The 21,359-nt window shown below is 38.8% G+C and carries 12 protein-coding genes; 4 read left to right on the forward strand and 8 right to left on the reverse strand.

What is annotated here, in order from left to right; translation table 11 throughout:
- Positions 1-418: 418 nt before the first annotated feature.
- The 6 genes from QM524_RS21435 to QM524_RS21460 form a co-directional block, all read right to left on the reverse strand.
- The gene (locus QM524_RS21435; protein ID WP_283346154.1) at positions 419-2,578 is read right to left on the reverse strand and encodes an endo-1,4-beta-xylanase; all 2,160 of its coding nucleotides are present in this window, start codon (positions 2,576-2,578) and stop codon (positions 419-421) included.
- Between the two features lie 24 nt (positions 2,579-2,602).
- Positions 2,603-3,562, reverse strand: coding sequence for a DUF5627 domain-containing protein (locus tag QM524_RS21440; RefSeq protein WP_166577626.1), 960 nt, complete (start codon positions 3,560-3,562; stop codon positions 2,603-2,605).
- Positions 3,563-3,680: 118 nt separating this feature from the next.
- Positions 3,681-5,468 carry a RagB/SusD family nutrient uptake outer membrane protein gene (locus tag QM524_RS21445; protein WP_283346155.1) on the reverse strand — a complete coding sequence of 596 codons (1,788 nt, stop codon included), beginning with the start codon at positions 5,466-5,468 and terminating at the stop codon, positions 3,681-3,683.
- A 39-nt stretch (positions 5,469-5,507) separates the two neighbouring features.
- Positions 5,508-8,534 (reverse strand): SusC/RagA family TonB-linked outer membrane protein, encoded by a 3,027-nt coding sequence (locus tag QM524_RS21450; RefSeq protein WP_283346156.1) that lies wholly within the window; start codon positions 8,532-8,534, stop codon positions 5,508-5,510.
- A gap of 48 nt (positions 8,535-8,582) precedes the next feature.
- A complete protein-coding gene (locus tag QM524_RS21455; protein WP_283346157.1) occupies positions 8,583-10,472 on the reverse strand; it encodes a RagB/SusD family nutrient uptake outer membrane protein in 1,890 nt (629 codons plus the stop codon).
- 13 nt (positions 10,473-10,485) lie between these two features.
- Complete coding sequence (locus QM524_RS21460) at positions 10,486-13,614, reverse strand: SusC/RagA family TonB-linked outer membrane protein (protein ID WP_283346158.1); 3,129 nt, start codon at positions 13,612-13,614, stop codon at positions 10,486-10,488.
- A gap of 505 nt (positions 13,615-14,119) precedes the next feature.
- Between QM524_RS21460 and rbsK the strand changes: the two genes are divergently transcribed.
- From rbsK to QM524_RS21480, 4 genes are all read left to right on the forward strand, one after another.
- Positions 14,120-15,016, forward strand: a complete 897-nt coding sequence (gene rbsK, locus QM524_RS21465; protein WP_283346159.1) for a ribokinase — start codon at positions 14,120-14,122, stop codon at positions 15,014-15,016.
- Positions 15,017-15,126: 110 nt separating this feature from the next.
- Complete coding sequence (locus QM524_RS21470) at positions 15,127-16,071, forward strand: nucleoside hydrolase (RefSeq protein ID WP_283346160.1); 945 nt, start codon at positions 15,127-15,129, stop codon at positions 16,069-16,071.
- A 407-nt stretch (positions 16,072-16,478) separates the two neighbouring features.
- Positions 16,479-18,038 (forward strand): ADP-ribosylglycohydrolase family protein, encoded by a 1,560-nt coding sequence (locus tag QM524_RS21475; protein WP_283346161.1) that lies wholly within the window; start codon positions 16,479-16,481, stop codon positions 18,036-18,038.
- Positions 18,039-18,059: 21 nt separating this feature from the next.
- Positions 18,060-19,058, forward strand: coding sequence for a GRP family sugar transporter (locus tag QM524_RS21480; protein ID WP_283346162.1), 999 nt, complete (start codon positions 18,060-18,062; stop codon positions 19,056-19,058).
- Positions 19,059-19,124: 66 nt separating this feature from the next.
- On the opposite strand, the gene QM524_RS21485 is transcribed toward QM524_RS21480, so the two are convergent.
- Together QM524_RS21485 and QM524_RS21490 are read right to left on the reverse strand one after the other, a co-directional pair.
- On the reverse strand, positions 19,125-19,988 hold the full coding sequence (locus QM524_RS21485) for a DoxX family protein (RefSeq protein ID WP_283346163.1): 864 nt from the start codon (positions 19,986-19,988) through the stop codon (positions 19,125-19,127).
- A gap of 76 nt (positions 19,989-20,064) precedes the next feature.
- Complete coding sequence (locus QM524_RS21490; RefSeq protein ID WP_283346164.1) at positions 20,065-21,150, reverse strand: helix-turn-helix domain-containing protein; 1,086 nt, start codon at positions 21,148-21,150, stop codon at positions 20,065-20,067.
- Positions 21,151-21,359 lie beyond the last annotated feature (209 nt).

Below are 21,359 nucleotides of genomic sequence, written 5' to 3' on the forward strand. Positions count from 1 at the left end.
GTTTTAGGGGTAAAGTATCTAGTAAATAAAAGCTTTGAAACATTGGATTACAAAATCCCGAAGTAACCCAATGTCCAAATGCTTTAGGTGTAAGGTTAAGTGATGGGTTTGCGTGGACGAAAACATTCAAACAATTTCGGATATCGGATGTGGGATTTCGGAAGTCATATTACTGCTTTAGTATTATCGTAAATAAAATACCTTAATCATATCCGAAATCAGAAATCCCAAATCTGAAATAATCTGAACTCCTTACCCAACTAAGCAATTGTGCAAAATAATATTTAATTTTCTGGCTTACGGATTTCAGCTGTGGGCTATCGGCAAAAAACACATTTTAACACTCTGTGCCTTGTGCCTGTTGCCTTGTCCCTAAACACATAACTTAAATCTTATTCTGCACGATTACTTACTAAATTTATTTGCTTGTATTGGCTTTAATGGCGTCTGCTACATACGAATAGGCCAACTTACGAACATATTGCCCATTCCAAAGGCCGATTGGTTCATCAGCTCTCCAACTTGAATTGGCAGGACTATCAAGCGGGCTCCAAATAGTAATACCATATCGCTGAGCCGCTGGAATGAGTTCAAAGTATTTGTCAATTACATACTTATACATTTCGGCTTGTGCTTGATATTGTTCTTTGGTAGCGTTAGCGGTTTTGACACCACCCAAGCCTATATCCAATTCTGAGATTTTAATTAACTTACCACTAGCTGCTAATAGTTTGAACATCTCAGCAATTTTGGTTTTGTCCGAAGTGATACTAATATGCATTTGTGTACCGATACCATCTACTTTTGCACCTTTGCTCTCGATATAATTTGTGTAAGCAATAATTCCTTTACATTTGTCGAGACTATATTCAAGATTATAGTCATTGATAAATAGCTTGTCATCAGGATTGCCGTATTTTCTTGCCAATTGGAATGCTGTTACTGCGTAATCTTTGCCAAGATAATCTTGCCAGAAAAACTCATCTGAAGAAATCGTAGTGCGACCTATGGCAGTTTTTAGCTCATAAGGTTTGCCATCGTCCATAGGCTCATTAACGACATCCCATGCTTTTACATAAGATTTACTTACACCCATAATGCCTGACATCCAAGTGTCTAAAGCAGTGCCTATCAAACTAGTCTTTTCGGTTGCTGTTTTTTCGGCCAACGTAACAGCCCCGCCCGAAGCTTTAGTACTTTTCAGAACTACGTTATCTATATAAACTGTCCCACCAAATTCACCGTAACTAAATACCAATCGTGACTTATCTGTACCCGAAACTGTGGTTGTTAGTTCTATTAGCTTCCATTCTTTTGTAACTGGAACCTGACCATAGCCATTTGAGGTATAAGAAGGACTTTGTAATTCTGGTCGAATGATTCCTTCGGCAGTACCTTTTACCCAAAATGAAAGCACATAAGATTCGCCATTGTTAAGGCTTTTTCCTAAATCATAAAGAGTTTGGACATCCCAGTAGTTAGCTGATTTTGCAGGGTTTGTTACGAAAAAGGCTTTCCCCTTATTGTTATAACCCAAACCATCAGCCGTTACACCTCTCGACGAGCTACCTCCCCAGCCTCCCCAACCTGAGCCTGACTCAAAATCGCCGTTAGCTACAAGGTTGGTTACTACTGGAGTTCCTTGGGTATCGTACACGTAGAGGTTGTTGATGTCGATGTAATAATTCACATTCGGTTTATAGCCCAAATCAAAATTGAGCTTAATGCTATTTCCTGTAAATTCACTGATTTGAAATCTGATTTCTTTCCATGAAATACCTGTCGTAAAAGTTGTTGAAGCTTTTCCAGATTTGGTCCAGTCAATCGAAGGAGTGTTGTTGCTAAGTCCTTCAAAAGAGATACGTCCTTCACCTGCAACATCTGATTTGATATAGCAAACGACTTCGTATTTATGTCCAGGTACAACAGTAATCGAAGGACTTGTCAGTTGTAAAGCGGTCGCCGAGGATGAAGTAGCCGAAGCACTTAACTTGATAGCCTTTGTACCTGCACCCATACCAGCGTTGTTGGCAATAGAAATACCTGCACCGCTATTGACTTGGTTCCAACCAGTAAAAAGGTTGTTGTTTAATGGATTAGTGTTTAGGTCGTTAGGAAAAGATGGCGCTGTTACGAGCATAGGTGCTATAAGGCTATTGAGATAGCTCGCATTTTGATTAGCATGCCAACAAAGGGTATGTCCGTAAACCGTAGTACCTGCTTCTTTGGCGGCTGCCAATAATTTGGATACATTGTCTAACGCCAAAGAGCCATTCGACTGTACTACAGCGCCATGCTTCATTTCATATCCAAGGGCAATTTCATCGAAGTTTTTATTAGCCAGACGATACATTACCCCTTTGTTGACGTAGTCGTTGAGAGAAAGCGCTACCCCAAACTTAAAATTAGGATTAGAGGTGCGGTTGATATAGGATTTGAGCGCGGGATAGGCGTCAATATTTTCTTGCAAAGCAACACTTTCGGGTTTGGTTGTGGCAAACTCCAATGGCTCATATTTGGTACACGAAGCCAATATAATACTCGTGAAACCTAAAGCTATTTGATATAATTTGTTCATAGTAAAACAGTTCTAAAAATGAGTTTACTTAGCTACAGGAGTAAAAGTTTCCATAGTTACAGCACGATCACGCATAACCAAAGTATCCGAAGTGACTACTTTCATACCCGTAAGGTTGACTTCATAGTTGAGATAAAGCGCATCGCGGTCTTTGTTGCCCCAGCTATTTTTTTCACCTTTCTTGACAAAAGCACCTGTGCCCGTAGCCGTGATACCTGAGGTAGCCGATGAAATCGTACATTTTCCGTTATTGTCAAATTTCAAGAGTAAAGATGTACTGATATTTTTTCCGTCTTTATCTTTAAAAACAACTGGAAAAGTAAGCTCGGTCAAAGATTTAGTAGAAAGCATATTCACTTCATCTTTTTCTACATATTGCGCATGTCTCACAATCGTTTGATTGACCGATCCTGAAACGACATCTTTTCCTCTTCTCAAATAGTTACCATGCCAAGAGTTTACAAATTTTAAAGCATAAAGCACAAAATGCTTTCCATAAAGAATCGAATCTGCGTCGGTAACTTTCGTCATGGTCAATGGAATAACATAAGTATTCTTAATTGCTTTAGGATCAGCAAAAAAAGCGTCTGTCAGCTGTACATCTACACTTCCAGCAATAGTCCCCGAAGGAATAACGATTTTGTCAGTGGCCAACTTAAAATAGCTACTTGGCATTGGTAAAATTTCATCTTTGCCTGAGCCAAATCGCATCCCACTTCCTAGTAGTGAGTTATCTACAGCCACCGTTACTGCTACATCTTTTTTGCTGTAATACGCACCACCCAACGCTGCATAAATTTGACATTTATACTGATTATCGAGTTCGTTGTTTACTGTCAAATCTTCTCCTAAAGTGATGGTTCTTACAGGATATTGATAAGCAAAATAGACAGTTTGGTACTTGTAGTCTGGAAACTCCTTTTCGGCATTACACGAAACGAGTCCCATTACGAATATTACTAATATGAAAATCGAATTCTTCATAAGAATAAAGATGTTGTTTGTCAGAATTTCAGCCTAGCTTTATATCTATTCAGCTAGGCTGAAATTCGACTTTTGAAAAAATTTATATACTTAATTGTTCTGCTATTTCAAGAGCTTCTTAATTCCAACCTTGATTTTGCTCTAGTGCCGAGTATTTCAACACTTCCGAATAAGGAATTGGACCGTACTTCATATAGTTTTGGAATACTCTTGATTCTACACTTGGAAGAACGGTGTACGCACCACTACGAATACTAACTCCTTTGGCTGCTTCGGTGAGGTTGGCATCCCAGCGGCGCAAGTCCCAAAATCTAAATCCTTCAAAACATAGTTCCAAACGGCGCTCATTACGAATCAATTGGCGCATTTGTTCCTTATTGTTTTTGATACTTTCGAGATAGGCATCATTGTTGGCTAAGCCAATTCCTGCACGTCGACGAATAGCTCTTAGGATATCAAACGCCGAATAGGCATTTGTTCCTGTACCAGTAGGACCCCAAGCTTCGTTGGCTGCTTCAGCATAACTCAAGGCAATTTCGGTGTAACGAATGTGTGGCTTGTAATGGCGTTGATTAGTCGAAGACGTTGGATTTAGGTTCACATCTTGACGTAATAGCTTACGCATATAATAGCCCGTTCTAGTCGAGGTAGCTACTTTGTTGAGTCCGTCGTTGGTAGTTCCATCGGCAGCTGTATTGATAGCAGTGTTGTTGACACCAGCTGTAGCACCATTGACCAAAATGAACATTTTCAAACGGGGGTCACGATTTGAATAGGGGTCATTGGGATTAAATCCGCTGCTAGGGTCGCTAATAGGGAATCCATTGACTGTCGGAAAAGCATCTACCAAGTTTTGTGTTGGATTGATTCTACCATTTCCAAAAAGTGTTGGTGGAAAATTAGCTTGTTCCAAATCACGGTTTTCGCCCCAGTTGTTACGCCAAAGTATTTCTGGAGGATTAGCACCATCTTTCAACGCCGCAATTTCTGCAGTGTTGGAATACCATGTAAGTCCGCTAGCTACATTACTTGTAATAGCATTGATTCCACCGTTCAGATTTAATACTTGTGCCGAATAGTTTGCTGCATCTACCCATTTGTTAGCATTGTTTGGATTAAATGCTGGACTTGCTGCCAATAGCGCCACTTTTGCACGAATAGCCTTTGCAATACGACCACTCAAAAGACCGCTAAATGTTACCCCGAAAGCACGGTTATATTGTTCTATCGTAACGCTACCATATTTGGTTGGAATTTGTGACTCTTGTCCCGAAACCAAGTTGAGATAATCAAGCGGCAAACGAACATCTGCACTATCTAAATCTGTGTAGATTTGCTTGATACAATCGTCAAAACTGGCTCTTGGCAAATTGAAATTATCGGAGGTTGTTTGAGTTTTTGTCAAAATCGGAACTCCTAACATATTACCTCCTTTACCTACACCTGCGTGAGCTTGCAACAAATTGTACATGAGCAAAGCTCTAATACCAAATGCTTCTCCTTTGATACGCATAGCAAACAACTTGCTGGCAACAGGATCGGCTACCCATTTTACTTTATCCACCTCCCCAAGCATAATGTTCATGTACTGAATCCCAGCGTAACAGTTGGTCCATTGGTTAGCAGGATTGTTATTGGCAGTCCATTGTCCAGTTGCCATTTTCAAATACCCATTATTTTGGTCGTTGGTTACGGCATCGTCGGTGGCTACATCATTAAATGACCATGAGTTACTTGGAATTCGGTTGTATCCATTTAATAAAATACCAAATGGAAATCTAGAATCGCTTGGTAAATAGGCATTTGGGTCTAATTGCCTGTTGTTTTCCTGCGCAGGCTCTATCAAGTCTTGGCAACTTGTGAGCAAGAGGATACAGGCTAAAAATTTTAATATACCCTTATTCATATTCATCATAGTATAAGTTTCTAAGTATTAGTAAAAAACCTAAAACAACGCTTTTACGCCTAGGTTAAAGAATCGTGTTTGTGGTGAGCTAGCTACATTCAACTCAAGGGTTTCTCTGTTTTCGGAGAAAGTCCAAAGGTTAAATCCATTCACATACACGCCCAATTCACGCACAAAAGATTTCATTTTTAGTAAATCCGTTAAGTCATAAGTAATTTGAACCTTTGACAAGTCAAAACGGCTAGTGCTGTACATCCAGAAATCAGATGAACGGAAGTTGTTGTCGCTGCTGAGGGTAGTTAAGCGAGGATAAGTAGCCGTCAACTTTGTAGCTTCAGTCCAGCGATTGCGTACCACTTCCGAATATTTATTTTCACCATATACCCAGAAATAAGAGTTGTTACGCATGGCATTTCCTCCGAAACGTCCCACACCCAAAGCTAAGAATGTCAACTTTTTCCATTGTGCCGAAAGCGTAACACCCATTGTAAACGGCGCACCAAACCAGCCACCTTTTCCTAAAAACACCTCATCACGTGAATCAATAATGCCATCACCATTTTGATCTTTGTACTTAATATCGCCAGGTTTTACCTGACCGAATGTTTGTGATGGTGAGTTTTTGATATCATTGTCATCTTGGAAAAAGCCTAAATTTTGTAAGCCCCAAATACCATCCAGTGCTTTACCTTGTCTGTTTTGGTAAGCATTTTCGTAAAGCTCAGCTCTTTTTATGGCAGTAGTTTGGTAATAAGTACCATTAATGCCCAAGTTCCAGTTTACATCTCCAATTTTCTTGTTCAAATTGGCAGAGAAATCAAATCCTACACGCTTATCTTCATTATAATTTACATAAGGAATAAATGAAGACACTGGCCAGCCTGTTGTGAAATATGAAGGGAACAGTACAGAAGCTTGAATGATATTTCCTGTCATTTTGTTCATAAAGAAAGTACCATTCACATTCAATAGACGATTAAAGAAGGTACCTTCTAAACCAATATTGATTTCTTCTCTTCTTGGAAATTTCATATTAGGGTTATCTCCTCTTCTCGATTCAGTTGCCTGAATACCCGTTCCATCTTTCCAACCATACCATGAACCAGCACCAGTATAAAATCCTTGGTAGAGATAATAATCATTGATATCCAAGTCGGTATGCAGGATGCTTGCCGAAGCAGTAAGTTTTAGGTCATTAACAACAGATGAGTTTTTCAAGAAGTCTTCACGACTCAATCTCCAGCCCAAAGAAACCGATGGTGAGAATGCCTGACGGTTATTGGGTGGCAACTTAGCTGAGTGAATATACGCCGTACTCAAATCCAAGTAATACTTGTGATTGTAATTGTAGCTTGCTAAAAATCCAAGGTTTGCATTACTAGTTCGGTGATAAACCGCTGATTCAGATTGCTGGAAACCATTTGCCAATAAAATCGCTGAGAAGTTGTGGTTAGTACCAAAAGTTCTGTCATAGTTCAATTGACCCGAGAAAGCAATCGTTTGACGGTACCAGTTGCCACTCACGTTTTGTGTTCCAGATTTAGCATCTTGGTTATAAACGGTCAAACTACTAATCAAATCGGTTCCGCTATAATTGTTCCATGTGGGCGAGTACGTAGCATACGAGTAGTTGTATGATAGGGAATAAGCCGTAGCGTAATCCACCGCAAAACCAGTGCGGAACGACAACCCTTTTAATACATTGCGCAAATCAGCCTTCAAACCAGTATTAAACTGAAATTGACGGTTAGAATACTGGTTATTTCCACCTGCATAAATCGTTGCGATAGGATTGGTTTGGTCAAGTTGAGTACCTCCTAGTAAATATTTGCCATCGATTAGGTTATTACTATTCTGAATCCAAATTTGTGATGCAGCATCTTCTTTTTCGATTAAATCTATCGGAATTAAAGGTGCAAAACGGTTGGGACGCACGGTAGCGGCATTGCCCCAGTAATCTGTATTGACGCCTCTTCCAGTATAAAAAATCGCTGTTGCGTCAGCATTCATCGAGATATATTCATTGAGTTGAATATCTAGATTTCCTCTAAAATTAAGACGATCCGAATTGTTGTTATTTTTGGCTTCGCCAAAGTTCAATAAAGAGCCAGTTGTTGAATATCCCAAGTTGGTATAATATCTTACACGCTCGTTTCCTCCCGAAATTTCGGCGGTGGCATCGTAGCGAGTAAACACATTTTTGAGATAATCAGAAGAATAAAAATCTACATTAGGGAAACGGTATTTATTACGTCCTGAACCATAATTATAGATATCTAATTCTGAATATAAATCTGTCAAACCATCATTTCTACGAGCTTCATTATACATCGTCATATATTCTGCCGAACCCAAATATTTTGGATAGCTTTTAGGAATATTGATACCACTGTTTACTCTCAAATCAAAACGACGTTTTCCTGCCTCGCCACGTTTGGTAATAACATTGACTACACCTTTGGCAGCACGACTACCATAAAGTGCTACGGCATTGGCACCTTTCAAGAAAACAATTTCTTCTATCTCTGTAGGAGCCACATTTCCTGTTTCGCGAGGAACACCATCAATCATAAATAGATAGTTACCCATGCCCCAATTGCTATTTCCATTGAATCCAGAGGCAAATGCTTCCATACCATCGAGGGTATTTGTAAAATAGTTTTTGTTTAAAAGCTCTTTTACATTGACCGAAGCAACTCCTCCCAATAAGTCTTGTTTTTCTACCTCTCTAAAAGCAGCGTGAATCAAATCACGTGTTTTTTCTGGGGTAAGACTAATTTGAGAAATCGCTTTTGTAATGGTAATATACTTTGTTTCAAACCCTTTTGCCGAAATAGATAAGACATCATTTTTAGCTACTTCGTACTCAAATGAACCGAAGGCATCTGTGGTAACGGCTTTGCTATTTTCGGCAGCGCTTGTTACAACCGCTCCTTTCAAAGGCTGGTTGTTTACCCCAAATACAGTAGCCTTTATCTGTATGGTTGGGGTGTCTTGTGCCCTCGATTTTACAGGCTGTAACATCATGAGCGTGCACAAGAAGAGGAGTATTTTTATGAACTTCATTTGCTTTACATTAATCTTTTCAAGGTATGATTATAGTATTAGCTCTGATTACCAACCAGGGTTTTGAGCAAATTCTAAATAGAGGTTAGCATCGTTGTTTTTGAGCGGTAACCAATAATGCTTGTCGGTAAACTTACGTTCCAAGATGGTAGTCTCACGAATGTTCAACACTCTGTTTTCTTTAGGATCTTTGTTAGGATCTAGTGTGCTGGCACGGTCAAACTCTAGCGATTTTTTCAACGTATAAGGACTCTGTGTTAGCAACAACCAACGGCGTAAGTCATTGAATCGGTGTCCTTCAAAGGATAACTCAACGGCCCTCTCACGACGAACTTCCTCCATAAATAAATCTAATGACCCCAAGAATTTGCTTGCCACTCGTCCAACACTTGCTCTATCACGAATGACATTGATAGCATCTACAGCGGTTTTACTATAACTAGCCGATTTACCTGTTGGTGAACCATAACCTTGTGCAGCAGCCTCAGCATACATCAAATAAACATCAGCCAAACGCATATAAGGTAGGTGGATATTCAAACTCTTATCGTAGCTATATCCTTGATCATATTTGTTTGCCGTTCTTGGTACAAACTTAAACAATAGATACCCTGTACGACTACCTGTTGCAATATCACGATACGAACCACCTGTATGCAGGTTTGCATAACGGTTGTTAGCTTCGCTGGCATTTGGAATACTTCCTGCCACCATTTTTACCCCATCAAATACAATGTCATTGTAAAAACGTGGATCACGACCTTTCCAAGGATACTCAGGATTATAACCTGATTCGCTATCAGCTTGAGTAACATCTTTGATTGGCATACCATTGGCCATACCGTAATAATTAACATAGTTAGAGGTTGGTAAAAACTTCACATCACCTTCGCTAATAATTAATGGCGAATACTGTTTACTTGTACCCCAGTTAGAGTTGTTGGCTCCATAATAAGGACCTCTAAAAATGGCTTCAGTTCCTCCTGGGATATTCCAGTTTTGACCAGTAGTATAAAAGTTGGTGTAGTATTGTGCAAAAGGAACTAGACTATATGGTGCTTCACCACTTTCACATAAGGATAATAATTCAGCAAAAGCGTCTGCTGCTTTTTTGCAGTATTCGGCATTATAAGTACGGCTACCACCTGACACTGAGTTCATTAATGGACTTCCTGCCCAAAGGTAGTTTTTCCCTAAGTATCCCAATGCCATAATCTTATTGATACGGAGTTGGTTTTTACCCAAGGTTCTTTTTCCTGCTGTGGTATTATCCCAGTTTGCTGGCAAAAGGTTGGCCGCCTCTCTAAAATCCGCTGCTGCTTTGTCAGCACATTCGCTATATTTCAGTCGAGGTAAGGTAAGCTTTTGATCACCCGGAAGTACTTTATCAATATAAGGTAATCCACCAAAGTATTGCATAAACATAAAGTGGTACCATCCTCTGAAGAATAAGAGTTGTCCTTTGATAAGGTTTTTCTCTTCCTGAGTCGCATCGGTCAATTTATCGATATTAGCCAGACCCATATTAGCTTTACGAATCGCATACCAACCTAAACCCCAAAGTGATTTAGCAAAGCGGTCGTCATTGGTTTGGTTATTGTTACGATCCATCCAACCTGCTTGCCAGCCGTCAAAGTTGCGTTGCCATCCCCAAAAATCACCATTGTCGATTTTTACACAAAAGTGAAATGTTTGAGCTGTAGATTGTATTTCATCTTCTCCCCAGTTCCAAGAGTTGGTCCAATAAGCATTAGTAAAGTCTGGAATACAGTGGTATAGCTCTTCAGTAAAGCCTTGAAAGTTAACAAAATTTTTAAAGGCATCTTTGTCTGAAACCAATGACTGAGGGTCACGGTCGAGGAAATCCTTGCAGGAGGTAATTCCAAAAGTCATGGAAAGACCCACCGCCACAAACAAGAGTTTAATTTTCTTAATCATGCTTTTGTTTTAATTAAAAGGTAAGATTTAGACCTAAATTGAATCGTTTAACGGTAGGATATGCTCCTTGTGAAGCCCAGCCTGTACCAGCAAAGTTAGATTCGCGGTCATCTGGCATTTTACTCCAAGCAATGAGGTTGTTACCGTTGAGATAAATTCTGAGTCCTGAAACACCCAATTTTCTACTAAATTCTGGGGTAAAGTTGTAGGCGATTTCAGCATTCTTTAAGCGTACATACGAACCATCATACATGTATTGCGTGCCTCTGTAATACCCTTGTGGGGTAGTCAACCAGCGTGGCATTGGATTAGCATTCGGGTTACTAGGTGACCAATAAGCACCTTCTTGATACACGGTATGACTTTGTGAACTCAAACTTCTAAATTCTACCTGACGCGTTACGTTGTTTACTGCGTAGAATTGTACAAAAGCCGAGAAGCCTTTCCAGTCAATCCCAAAGGTGGCATTGTAAGTATTGGCAGGCCAGCCCGTGTATCCATACGGGATATTGTCACGTGAATCAATCAAACCATCCCCATTATAATCTACTAAATAGTAATTACCTGGGAGTTTTTGGTTATCATTGGCATTCTGAATCGCACTTCCATATAATTGATCCCAAGTGTTGTACATACCACGACTTACATACGAATAAGCTTGGTTGATTTGCATGCCTTCTGATTTTTGATAGTCTGGTAATAATTCAGGATTGGCAGCTTCAATAATCTTATTTTGCGTATGTGTCATGTTGAGGTCTGTCCATAATCTAAAGTTTCTCAAGGATTTATTGAGGTGTAACTCTAGTTCATAACCACTTGATTTTACCGCTCCTAAGTTGGCTACAGGAGGAGTTGCACCAAAATAAGTTGGAACGTCTGAACGGTTTGCTAACAAAATTTTACTTCTATTATCTGTAAAAAAGTCTGCTTTACCCTTAACGAATCCTTTCAAAAATTCGAAATCAACTCCAACATTGTACTTTTCAGATTGTTCCCATTGTACATTTGGGTTACCTACTACTGTTTGACTATACCATGTGTAAGGACTTTGTTCTGCACCCTCACCACTGATTCCTAGTCTTGATTTTCCATTGTAATTCCATTGCTCCAAATATGGCCATCTAACGCCGAGGTTATCAAAACCAGTTTGTCCATAGGAAGCTCTTACTTTAAATTGGTCTACAAATTTTAGAGACTTCATAAAGTTTTCATTCGAAACAATCCAGTTTAAACCACCTGATTGGAAGAAAGCAAAACGATAAGCCGCTGCAAATTGTTCTGAACCATTATAGGCACCGTTGTATTCTACCGTGTATTTGTTGTTGTAGGTATAAGTTGTTCTAAATACCCAGTCTTCACGATAGGATGGAATCATACTACCGTTGGCATAAACGTTGCGGTTCATCAAGCCCATTCCTGTTATATAGTGCTTTCCAGCAATATTTTTCGCATAATTGAGCTGTAACTGATAAAACAATCTTCTTTGACTAGCGCCAATTGTACCAGCCGCAGGATTCCACTTGATACCCTCTTGAAAATCAAATCCTGTGATACCATCAATGGCTTGGCGATAGGTAACAGCTCCAGTTTCTGGATTAATCCATTTACGCTGTGTATCGTTGTAAAGGTCATTAATACCTCTATCACTTTCCACAAAAGTATTGTCGAGTGAGATAGTACCTGTGAATCTCAAGCCTTTGGTAATCATATCCAACTCTTGGTCGAGTGTAAAGTCTGTCGTGATTCTGGCTGTTGTTTGATAAGAAACACCACCAATTGCCAAGCTTCTTGCTGAGTTTTCAGCTCTAGCTTCGTTTGGTGCATAATATCCCCATGAACCATCTGAGTACACTGGCAAAAACAAATCTGGTGCTGCATTGTAGGCATCAATCCATGAGCCATATTCAGAGCCTGTAAAACCCCAAGGGCTTTTGCGTACCCCATACGAACCTGATAAGTTGGTTTTGAATAACGTAGTTGGCGTTAACTGAAAGTCCAAGTTACTTCTCACATTCAAGCGGTCAAAACCAAATCCTTGCTCATATCCACGATTGTTAGGATAGGTTTTAAACAAATCGGCTTCATGCAAAAAGTCGGCACTGGTAAAATACTTTACGGTATTTGTCCCCCCGCTAATATTCAAGTTAGCGTTGTTCGACCAAGCATGTGATTTGAACAAAGTTTCTTCCCAGTTGACATTTGGATAACGCTCAGCTTCAGCTAAGTTCGCTGGATTGCGGTACTTATTCAGAATATCAAATGGCAAATAATCTCTCCAGCCATCAGGCTTCGTAGCAAGTTCATATTCGATAACGTCATTTCTTATACGTAAGGCATCAAATGAGTCATACTTCCCTGGAAGTTTAGACGGAGACTTCAAAATAGTGTTTACCGTTGCACGGATCGAAGCCTTACCAGTTTTACCTCTTTTGGTTGTAATGAGGATTACACCATTGGCACCTCTCGAACCAAATACAGCTGTTGCAGAAGCATCTTTCAATACAGTCACTGTTTCTACCGAACTGATATCGACGCTATTCATAGGTCGTTCCACGCCATCCACTAAAATCAATGGGTCTGAGTTGTTCCAAGTACTTCGTCCGCGAATGATAATTTGTGGGTCTTCGGCTCCTGGCAAACCTGTACTGGCATTGGTAATCAAACCTGGCACGTTACCTGTAAGGGCTGCACCAATACTCGATACCCCACCCGCACGCTCAAGGACTTTTCCTGTGGTTTGGGTTACCGAAGCTACTACGCCTTCTTTCTTTTGTTTACCATACCCAACTACAACAACTTCGTCTAGGGCAGTTTGAAATTCTTCTAAAACGACATCAATTGTGGTTTTTTTCCCGACTAAAATCTCCTGTGGTTTAAAGCCGATTGAACTAATCAGTAATATCTCTTTAGGAGAACAATTGATACTAAAAGCACCATCCTTATTGGCATTGGTTCCTTTGGTAGTTCCCTTCACTGCAATGGTCGCTCCGGGTATCGGTTCACCCGATGAAGACTTTACAGTTCCTCTTACTGTTTGAGCTTTTGAGGTGAAGCTCATAACCCCAATCATAAGCGAGACAAACCAAGCTACTAAGTGAAGTTTATTTCGAATAGTTGAAATAGGTAGGTTAAAGTGTTTCATACATTAGAATAAAATATGATTCATTTAATAATTAATATAAAATTACAATGCAAAGTAAGGTTATGTAGATAGAATATATTAGCACAAATCTTCAAATATGTATTCCTTATGTTTATCCTTCCTGATGAAAGTGTCATTGTGACACTTTCATCAGGAAGGATAAACATAAAGCCCAACCAATGACAGACTCAAATGAGGTTTATCGTAACTTATAAGAAGTGCTTTGAAATGCTCATAAAATGAAGCATACTCCTTAATCAGTATGAAAGACTAGGTGAAGGTTTTCCAACTATAGCAGATTGAGGATTTCTGATTTCGGTCATAAAGTAAAATACCTTTATTCTTTACAAAATATAGAACGGGATACTTCCGAAATCCAACCTGCAATATTCGAAGGAATGGTTTTAATAGTCTTATGTACACTGCTAGCGAGCATTTGTAAATAGCGCTGTGTTTTGATATTATTTTTAGATATTTTTGAATGTTTCAAATTAATAATAACCTAATGAAAAAAATTATCGTAGTAGGTAGCTCAAATACTGACATGGTGATAAAAGCTGAAAGACTGGCAGCACCAGGTGAAACGATTATCGGAGGAAAATTTTTGATGAATGCTGGTGGCAAAGGAGCGAATCAAGCTGTTGCTAGTGCGCGACTCGGATGCCCAACTGTGTTTGTTTGTAGAGTTGGAGATGATATTTTTGGTCGTCAAGCTCTTCAACAATTTGCGCTGGAAGAAATCAATACTGATTATGTGATAGTCGATGCTGAAAATCCTTCAGGGGTTGCGCTGATCAATGTAGACGCCAAGGGTGAAAATTGTATTACGGTAGCACCAGGGGCCAATGCTTATTTATCTATTGAAGATATTGAAAATGCATGGAGTATTTTTGAACAAAACGATATTTTGCTTATTCAGTTAGAGACTCCTATCGAAACGGTCGAATATACTATTCAAAAAGCCCATGAGTCGGGAGTAAAAGTGATTTTGAATCCAGCGCCTGCAGCTCAACTTTCCTCTTCTGTATTTCCTTTCATACATATCATTACACCAAACGAAACAGAAGCCGAACTGCTCACTGGGGTCAAAGTCACGGATTTTGCAAGTGCTCAAAAAGCGGGACAAGTTTTTACTGAACTAGGCGTACAAAACATCCTGATTACTTTAGGCGCGAAGGGCGTATATCTAAAATCAGCAGATTTTGAGGGAATAGTTGAAACGCCTCAAGTCGTTGCTATAGATACAACCGCTGCTGGAGATTGTTTTAGTGGGGCTTTGGCGGTAGCTATTCATGAGGAAAAGACGCTTGTAGAAGCTGCGAAGTTCGCCAGTAAAGCCGCCTCCATTGCTGTGACTCGCATGGGAGCACAAGCTTCTATGCCATCAAGAGCCGAAATGTAGGTAATGGACTTTCGGCAAAAAACATATCCGTTGTTACTAAAACATGTTAAAACTCTTTGCCAAGTGCCTGTTGCCTAGTGCCTGAACACATAACTTAAATCCCTTTTTCTATGAAACTAAAACTCACTATTGTGCTGACGCTCATGTCATTGATGCTATTTGGACAAACTCGACAAAAAGTCATTTTTGATTGTGATTTGGGCGATGACATTGACGATGCCTTTGCCTTGGCAATGCTTCTAACTAACCAAGATAAATTGGATATTTTGGGTATTACTACTTGTTATGGTCGTACTGATGACCGTGCAAAAGTGGCGCTCAAATTATTATATGAGACTGGTCAAGATAAAATTCCTGTGGCCTTGGGACGTAATACTTCCAAAATAGACAATCGTGCCAACTGGTATGCAGAACAGTTTTACTGGGCAAAGGATTTCAACAAATTGAAACCTATTCAACAATCTGCTACAGATTTTATCATTGAAAACCTCAAAAAATACCCCAACGAGGTCATCATTATTTCGGTTGGACCAGTGACCAATATGGCAGATGTCATCGACAAAGATCCTAAGGCCTTGAAGTTGGCTAAGAAAATCTATGCGATGTTTGGCTCATTCTATATTGGCTACAACACCTATCCAAGTATCGATGCCGAATGGAATGTAAAAGTGGATATTCCTGCCGCCAAGAAGTTTGTCAATTCGGGAGCTAATATAGTTTATGCGGGTCTGGACGTAACTGCCATGGTAAAACTTGATAAAGCTAAGCGAGATTTATTATCGATGCGACAGTCTGTTTTGACAAATGCCTTGTCGGGTTTATATGTGCTATGGGGTAATGAAACACCAACACTTTTTGACCCTGTAGCGATAGGTATGATTCTGTATCCAGAACTTTTCAAGACTAAAAAAGTCAATATCGCTGTTGATAATGAAGGCTTTACCCGAATAAACGAAAATCAAGTCCCTAATGCCGAAGTAGGTGTTTCGATTGATTCTAATGAGTTTATCAACCGAATAATGAAAAGCTTTTTATATCAAAACTTAGAACGTTAAGCTGATTACTGGACAAAATTGAATTTACTAGTTCAAGACTTAGTCTTGGACTCATTTTTTTAACAGTTTAAAACTGTTTTTAAAAAAAATCACTGAAAAAGTTGATATACCTGAATCACACTTTCTCGTTTTGTCCAGTAATCAGAACGTTAAGTATTAATGCAAAATAGATATGCATTAATGCGCTGTAAGCCATAGGCAATAGGCGAAAAAGCTTAAATTATTTCATGAAAAATACTTTTCAACTTTTAGCAACACTAATAGCATATCTCCCAGCAGAAAACCAAAGGCAAATGTTACTTTAATTTTCGTAAGAAACACGTTCAACTTTTAGCCCATGGCATAAAGCTTATACCCTAGAGCATTTAAAACTATTTTATCCTTTTATTAATCAACTATTTAACTTTATGAAAAAAACATTTCTATTAATTCTATTCTTGACCAATACATTATTGGCGCAACAAAAAACACTTACCTTAAGCAAAACACAGCTCAAGGATAAAATCAAAGGCGGTTGGGCTGGTCAAACTATTGGGGTAACCTTTGGAGGACCCGTTGAGTTTAAGTACAACGGCACCATCATCAATGAATATCAACCTATACAATGGTATGATGGCTATTTGAAGAACACCATGCTCAACAACCCAGGTTTGTATGACGATTTATATATGGACTTGACTTTTGTGGATGTATTTGAAAAAGAAGGACTTGATGCTCCAGTTGAGTCACATGCCAAGGCTTATGCCAATGCTGGCTATGCACTTTGGCACGCAAATCAAGCGGGAAGATATAATATTTTGCATGGAATGATGCCTCCTGCTTCTGGTCATTGGGTAAATAATCCTCATGCTGATTGTATTGATTATCAGATAGAATGCGATTTTGCGGGACTTATGTCGCCTGCTATGCCAAATGCAGCCTCAAAAATTTCTGATAAAATTGGACATATCATGAACTATGGTGATGGGTATTTTGGAGGCGTGTATTTAGGTGCGTGCTATACTTTGGCATTTACTTCTACTGATATTAAATATATTGTTTCAGAAGCACTCAAGACTATTCCCAAAGAAAGTAATTACTATAAATGTATAGCTGACGTAATCAAATGGCATCAAATGTATCCAAATGATTGGAAAAAAACATGGTATTTACTCCAAGACAAATGGACTCAGGATATAGGTTGCCCAGATGGAGTGTTTGCGCCCTTCAATATCGATGCAACTATCAACTCGGCGTATGTAGTCTTGGGATTACTTTACGGTAATGGCGATTTTTCTCAAACAATGGAAATTACGACCCGATGCGGTCAAGATGCAGACTGTAACCCTTCATCAGCAGGAGGAATACTAGGAACAGTATTGGGTTATGACAAAATTCCAGCTTATTGGAAAATGGGTTTGAAAGAAGCTGAAGATATTGATTTTAAATACACCACCATTTCATTGGCAGATGTGTATGAAATAGGTACCAAACATGCTTTGTTAAATATTGAACGTAATGGAGGGAAAGTCTTAGAAGATAAAGTGATTATTCCGATTCAGATTCCTGTTCCTGTCAAAATGGAGAAAAGCTTTGATGGGACTTATCCAATTGATAAACAGTTTGTTAATAAATATTTGAAAGATGAATACACCTTTGATTTTGAAGGGACAGGTTTTGTAGTAAAGGGAGAAACGGCTAAATGGATGTCAGAAAGCACTTTTAACTTTCAGGTTGAATTGTATTTAGATGGTAACAAAATTGAGACTGTAGCTTTGCCAACAAGTTTCAAAGAACGTCGCCATGAGTTGTTTTGGAAATATTTGCTACCTAAAGGCAAACATACCGTTAAGTTAAAAATGCTTAATCCATCGGAAGAGCATGAATGTCGCATTACGGAGGTTTTGATTTATGGAGATAGTCCAAATAGTGATTCTAATCAGACCATCTATCGTTTTGGACAGAGAAAACCAACGGCAAAAAAGTAATAACCACAAAAAATCAAACTTATGTTTATCATCGAAAACTATACCACTGCGGTGGTTTTTTGTATCGTAACCATGTTATGTTGGGGTTCATGGGCCAATACCCAAAAGTTAGCTTCGTCCAATTGGCGTTTTGAGCTTTTTTATTGGGATTATGTTATTGGTATTTTCATTAGTTCCTTATTATTTGCTTTTACGCTAGGAAGTATGGGCGAAGGAGGAAGAGCTTTTTTAGTTGATATACAACAAGCTGATACTGACAATATTTATTCAGCAATTATCGGAGGTATCGTATTCAATTTGGCAAATATTTTGTTAGGAGCGGCTATCTCTATCGCAGGGATGTCGGTGGCTTTTCCTGTAGGAATAGGTTTGGCATTGGTGGTTGGGGTAATTGTTAATTACATTGATGCACCTATTGGTAATTCAACTTTTATTTTTGTGGGAGTAGCCCTTATTGTAATTGCTATTTTGCTTAATGCCAGTGCTTACCGAAAAATGCTTGCAGGCAATACGGCTTCGGTGTCAACCAAGGGACTTGCGCTGTCAGTTATTAGTGGTTTGTTGATGGGACTATTTTACAAATATGTTGCCAACTCCATGTTTCCCGATTTTACACATCCTGTAGATGGTAAACTGAGTCCTTATACCGCTGTGGTATTTTTTGCGGTAGGTATCTTCCTAAGTAATTTCATTTTCAATACATTTTTAATGAAAAAACCTTTTGTAGGAGCGCCTGTAAGCTATTCAGATTATTTTAAGGGAACAAGCCAGAGCCATCTTATGGGTATTGTTGGTGGGAGTATTTGGTGTATCGGAATGTCATTCAATATCATTGCTTCAGGTACAGCAGGCCCAGCTATTTCGTATGGCTTGGGACAAGGAGCTACCATTGTCGCTGCTATTTGGGGTATTTATATCTGGAAAGAATTCAAGAATGCTCCACAAGGAACTAATACTTTACTCAATATCATGTTGTTGTGTTATATCCTTGGTCTGGGATTATTGATTTCTGCCAAGTGATGATAATAGGGTGCGACTTAAGTCGCACCCTATCAGAAAATAAACCTAGATGTGAACAACTAGTGTTTATTTTTTCTTATTCTCCTGAGCTACATCATACACAGCTTTATAAGATGTATTTAATGTTTTGTCATCTAGTAAAATGTATCTATTCTCCTGATTTTCCAGCTCAATTACACCGTTTAGTACAAATTTTATTTTGGTAAAGTTAAAACCAGTATTGATCTTGAATTGAGCGGTGTAAACAGAATCTTTAATTACCTCTTTCATGACTAAATCGGTATCCCAACTTAGAGGAGTATCGTTGCCTCTCACTCCCATTGTTTTAACACTTGTTTTGTGTGGTAAAGTTACTTGTACAATTACTGTATGGCTTTTTGTATCTTGAACGCCAGCCATTAATAGTACCAAGACGATTGGTAAAAAGCTAAACATTCCAATCTTGAAATTCTGTTTTTGATAAATCAAATGATCTATACCAAAGCGTCCACTTCCTAGAATAAGATGAAACATACTTACCCACAAAATCCCCAAAGCAGGCATCATGGACCATAGCCCATTGTCCCACTGCTGACAGATTGCTGCCACAAGCATAGTACATGCCATCAAAAACGAAAATAGGCGAGTTTGAAAACCAAGTATAAAAGCCATTCCACCGATACCTTCACTAAAGGCTCCCATGTAAGCAAGAAAAACAGAGAATGTTTTGAAAATACCACCATAAGCAGCTACATCGCTCGGAAACCAAAATACAACCTCAAATAAACCAAGATTAATTTCGGCAGGCGTCCAAGGCAAACCAAATTTGGAAGCACCAAAATCTGAAGTGAGCCAATATCCACAAATGATTCTTGGGATACTAATAAATACATCTTGCCACCAGCGAGGCATTGTGATTGGGCGAAATAAGAGGTCGAATAGATTTTTCATAAAGCGTTTTTTTCTTCAAAAGTAGCTCTATATAGACACCTCAATCGCTTCAAATTATGATTTGAAACCTATTTTATTAGCGAAAATGCTCTTGGATGTACTCCACAGGGGTAAAATTGGTAACTTTTTTGAAAGCACGGTTAAAAGTTGCCTTACTATTAAAACCACAATCGAATGCGATACTCAACAACGTTTGTTTTTTATGAAGTCCTTTTCCTATTTCACTTATCACAAAATTGATTCGATACTGGTTAATTAAATCATTAAAATTTTGACCAAAACCTTTATTAATTACTTTACTCAAAATGGAAGCATTGGTATTGAGTTGTTTGGAAAGTTCAACCAAGGTAAGTTCAGGATTCAGAAAAACCTGTTCTTGTTCTAGCTCAGAAAGAAGGGCATCTTTGATTAATAGCAGCTCATCACTTAGTTCTTGAGTTGTGGTATTTTCAATCATCGGAATAGAGACATATTCAGTATCGATGGTATCAGTGGCAGCCCAGTAGGTTTCTTCAGTCGCTAAAAGATTGGTTCGAAACAACAACTTACTTTCGACGGCATTGCTATAACTCAAAATCGCAATGTAATAGCAGCAAATAGCATAGCATAAAAAATACCACCATGTATTAATGTAGTTCATATCCCAAATAAGTCCCAATACTGCTACGACGCCTCTTATGAACAGCAACATAATACAAGCAAAAAAGAATCTAGGCAACCATGGATACAAATAGGCCGTTGTATTACTCAAAACTTGATTAATGCTTTTCAGATACAATTGATGGTATCTAAATCCCATCACTAAATAGATGGACATACTGATAAAGCCTAAAAGCTGATACCAAGTTTCAAAGTCGGGATCCTGTCCGCTGGCAAGAAAACCATAATCATGGAGGATAATTTTATCATAAATCACTATTACAGCACTGAAAATCAAATACAAAATGGCAGGGATAAAATGCAAAAGCATGCTGCGGTTTAGTTTCAGCGCAGGGTTCAGTAGACTTTGTGTGTAAAAAAATAGCACTGGCCCTAATAACAACAGATGTTGGAAAGGAGTATAAAATAGAAAATCTCTATAAGGTTGTGTATCATACCACCCTGCAAATCCCACCATCCAAGGCGTGAAGTAAAGTGTGCTTAAGAATAGAAAGAGGCTCATCCAAAAACTCGAAAGCTGTTGGGTTTTGATATATTTTATCAAAAATAGGAAACTGTATACCAACAAGTGGATAAAAAAAACAAGTAAAAATGAGCTATAAAAGCTGAATGAAAATAACATTATTATTCATTTATGGGGTTGATACCTTTTATTCATACCTAATCATTACGAAGATATTTTATTCTTGCGTCCTCCCCAACTTTCATCCT

The sequence above is a fragment of the Flectobacillus roseus genome, from assembly GCF_030056595.1.
GTDB lineage: Bacteria > Bacteroidota > Bacteroidia > Cytophagales > Spirosomataceae > Flectobacillus > Flectobacillus roseus.

Coding starts and splice junctions, on each gene's coding strand:
- QM524_RS21435 (WP_283346154.1), bottom strand. CDS start 2,578: ATGAACAAATTATATCAAATAGCTTTAGGTTTCACGAGTATTATATTG.
- QM524_RS21440 (WP_166577626.1), bottom strand. CDS start 3,562: ATGAAGAATTCGATTTTCATATTAGTAATATTCGTAATGGGACTCGTT.
- QM524_RS21445 (WP_283346155.1), bottom strand. CDS start 5,468: ATGAATAAGGGTATATTAAAATTTTTAGCCTGTATCCTCTTGCTCACA.
- QM524_RS21450 (WP_283346156.1), bottom strand. CDS start 8,534: ATGAAGTTCATAAAAATACTCCTCTTCTTGTGCACGCTCATGATGTTA.
- QM524_RS21455 (WP_283346157.1), bottom strand. CDS start 10,472: ATGATTAAGAAAATTAAACTCTTGTTTGTGGCGGTGGGTCTTTCCATG.
- QM524_RS21460 (WP_283346158.1), bottom strand. CDS start 13,614: ATGAAACACTTTAACCTACCTATTTCAACTATTCGAAATAAACTTCAC.
- rbsK (WP_283346159.1), top strand. CDS start 14,120: ATGAAAAAAATTATCGTAGTAGGTAGCTCAAATACTGACATGGTGATA.
- QM524_RS21470 (WP_283346160.1), top strand. CDS start 15,127: ATGAAACTAAAACTCACTATTGTGCTGACGCTCATGTCATTGATGCTA.
- QM524_RS21475 (WP_283346161.1), top strand. CDS start 16,479: ATGAAAAAAACATTTCTATTAATTCTATTCTTGACCAATACATTATTG.
- QM524_RS21480 (WP_283346162.1), top strand. CDS start 18,060: ATGTTTATCATCGAAAACTATACCACTGCGGTGGTTTTTTGTATCGTA.
- QM524_RS21485 (WP_283346163.1), bottom strand. CDS start 19,988: ATGAAAAATCTATTCGACCTCTTATTTCGCCCAATCACAATGCCTCGC.
- QM524_RS21490 (WP_283346164.1), bottom strand. CDS start 21,150: ATGAGCCTCTTTCTATTCTTAAGCACACTTTACTTCACGCCTTGGATG.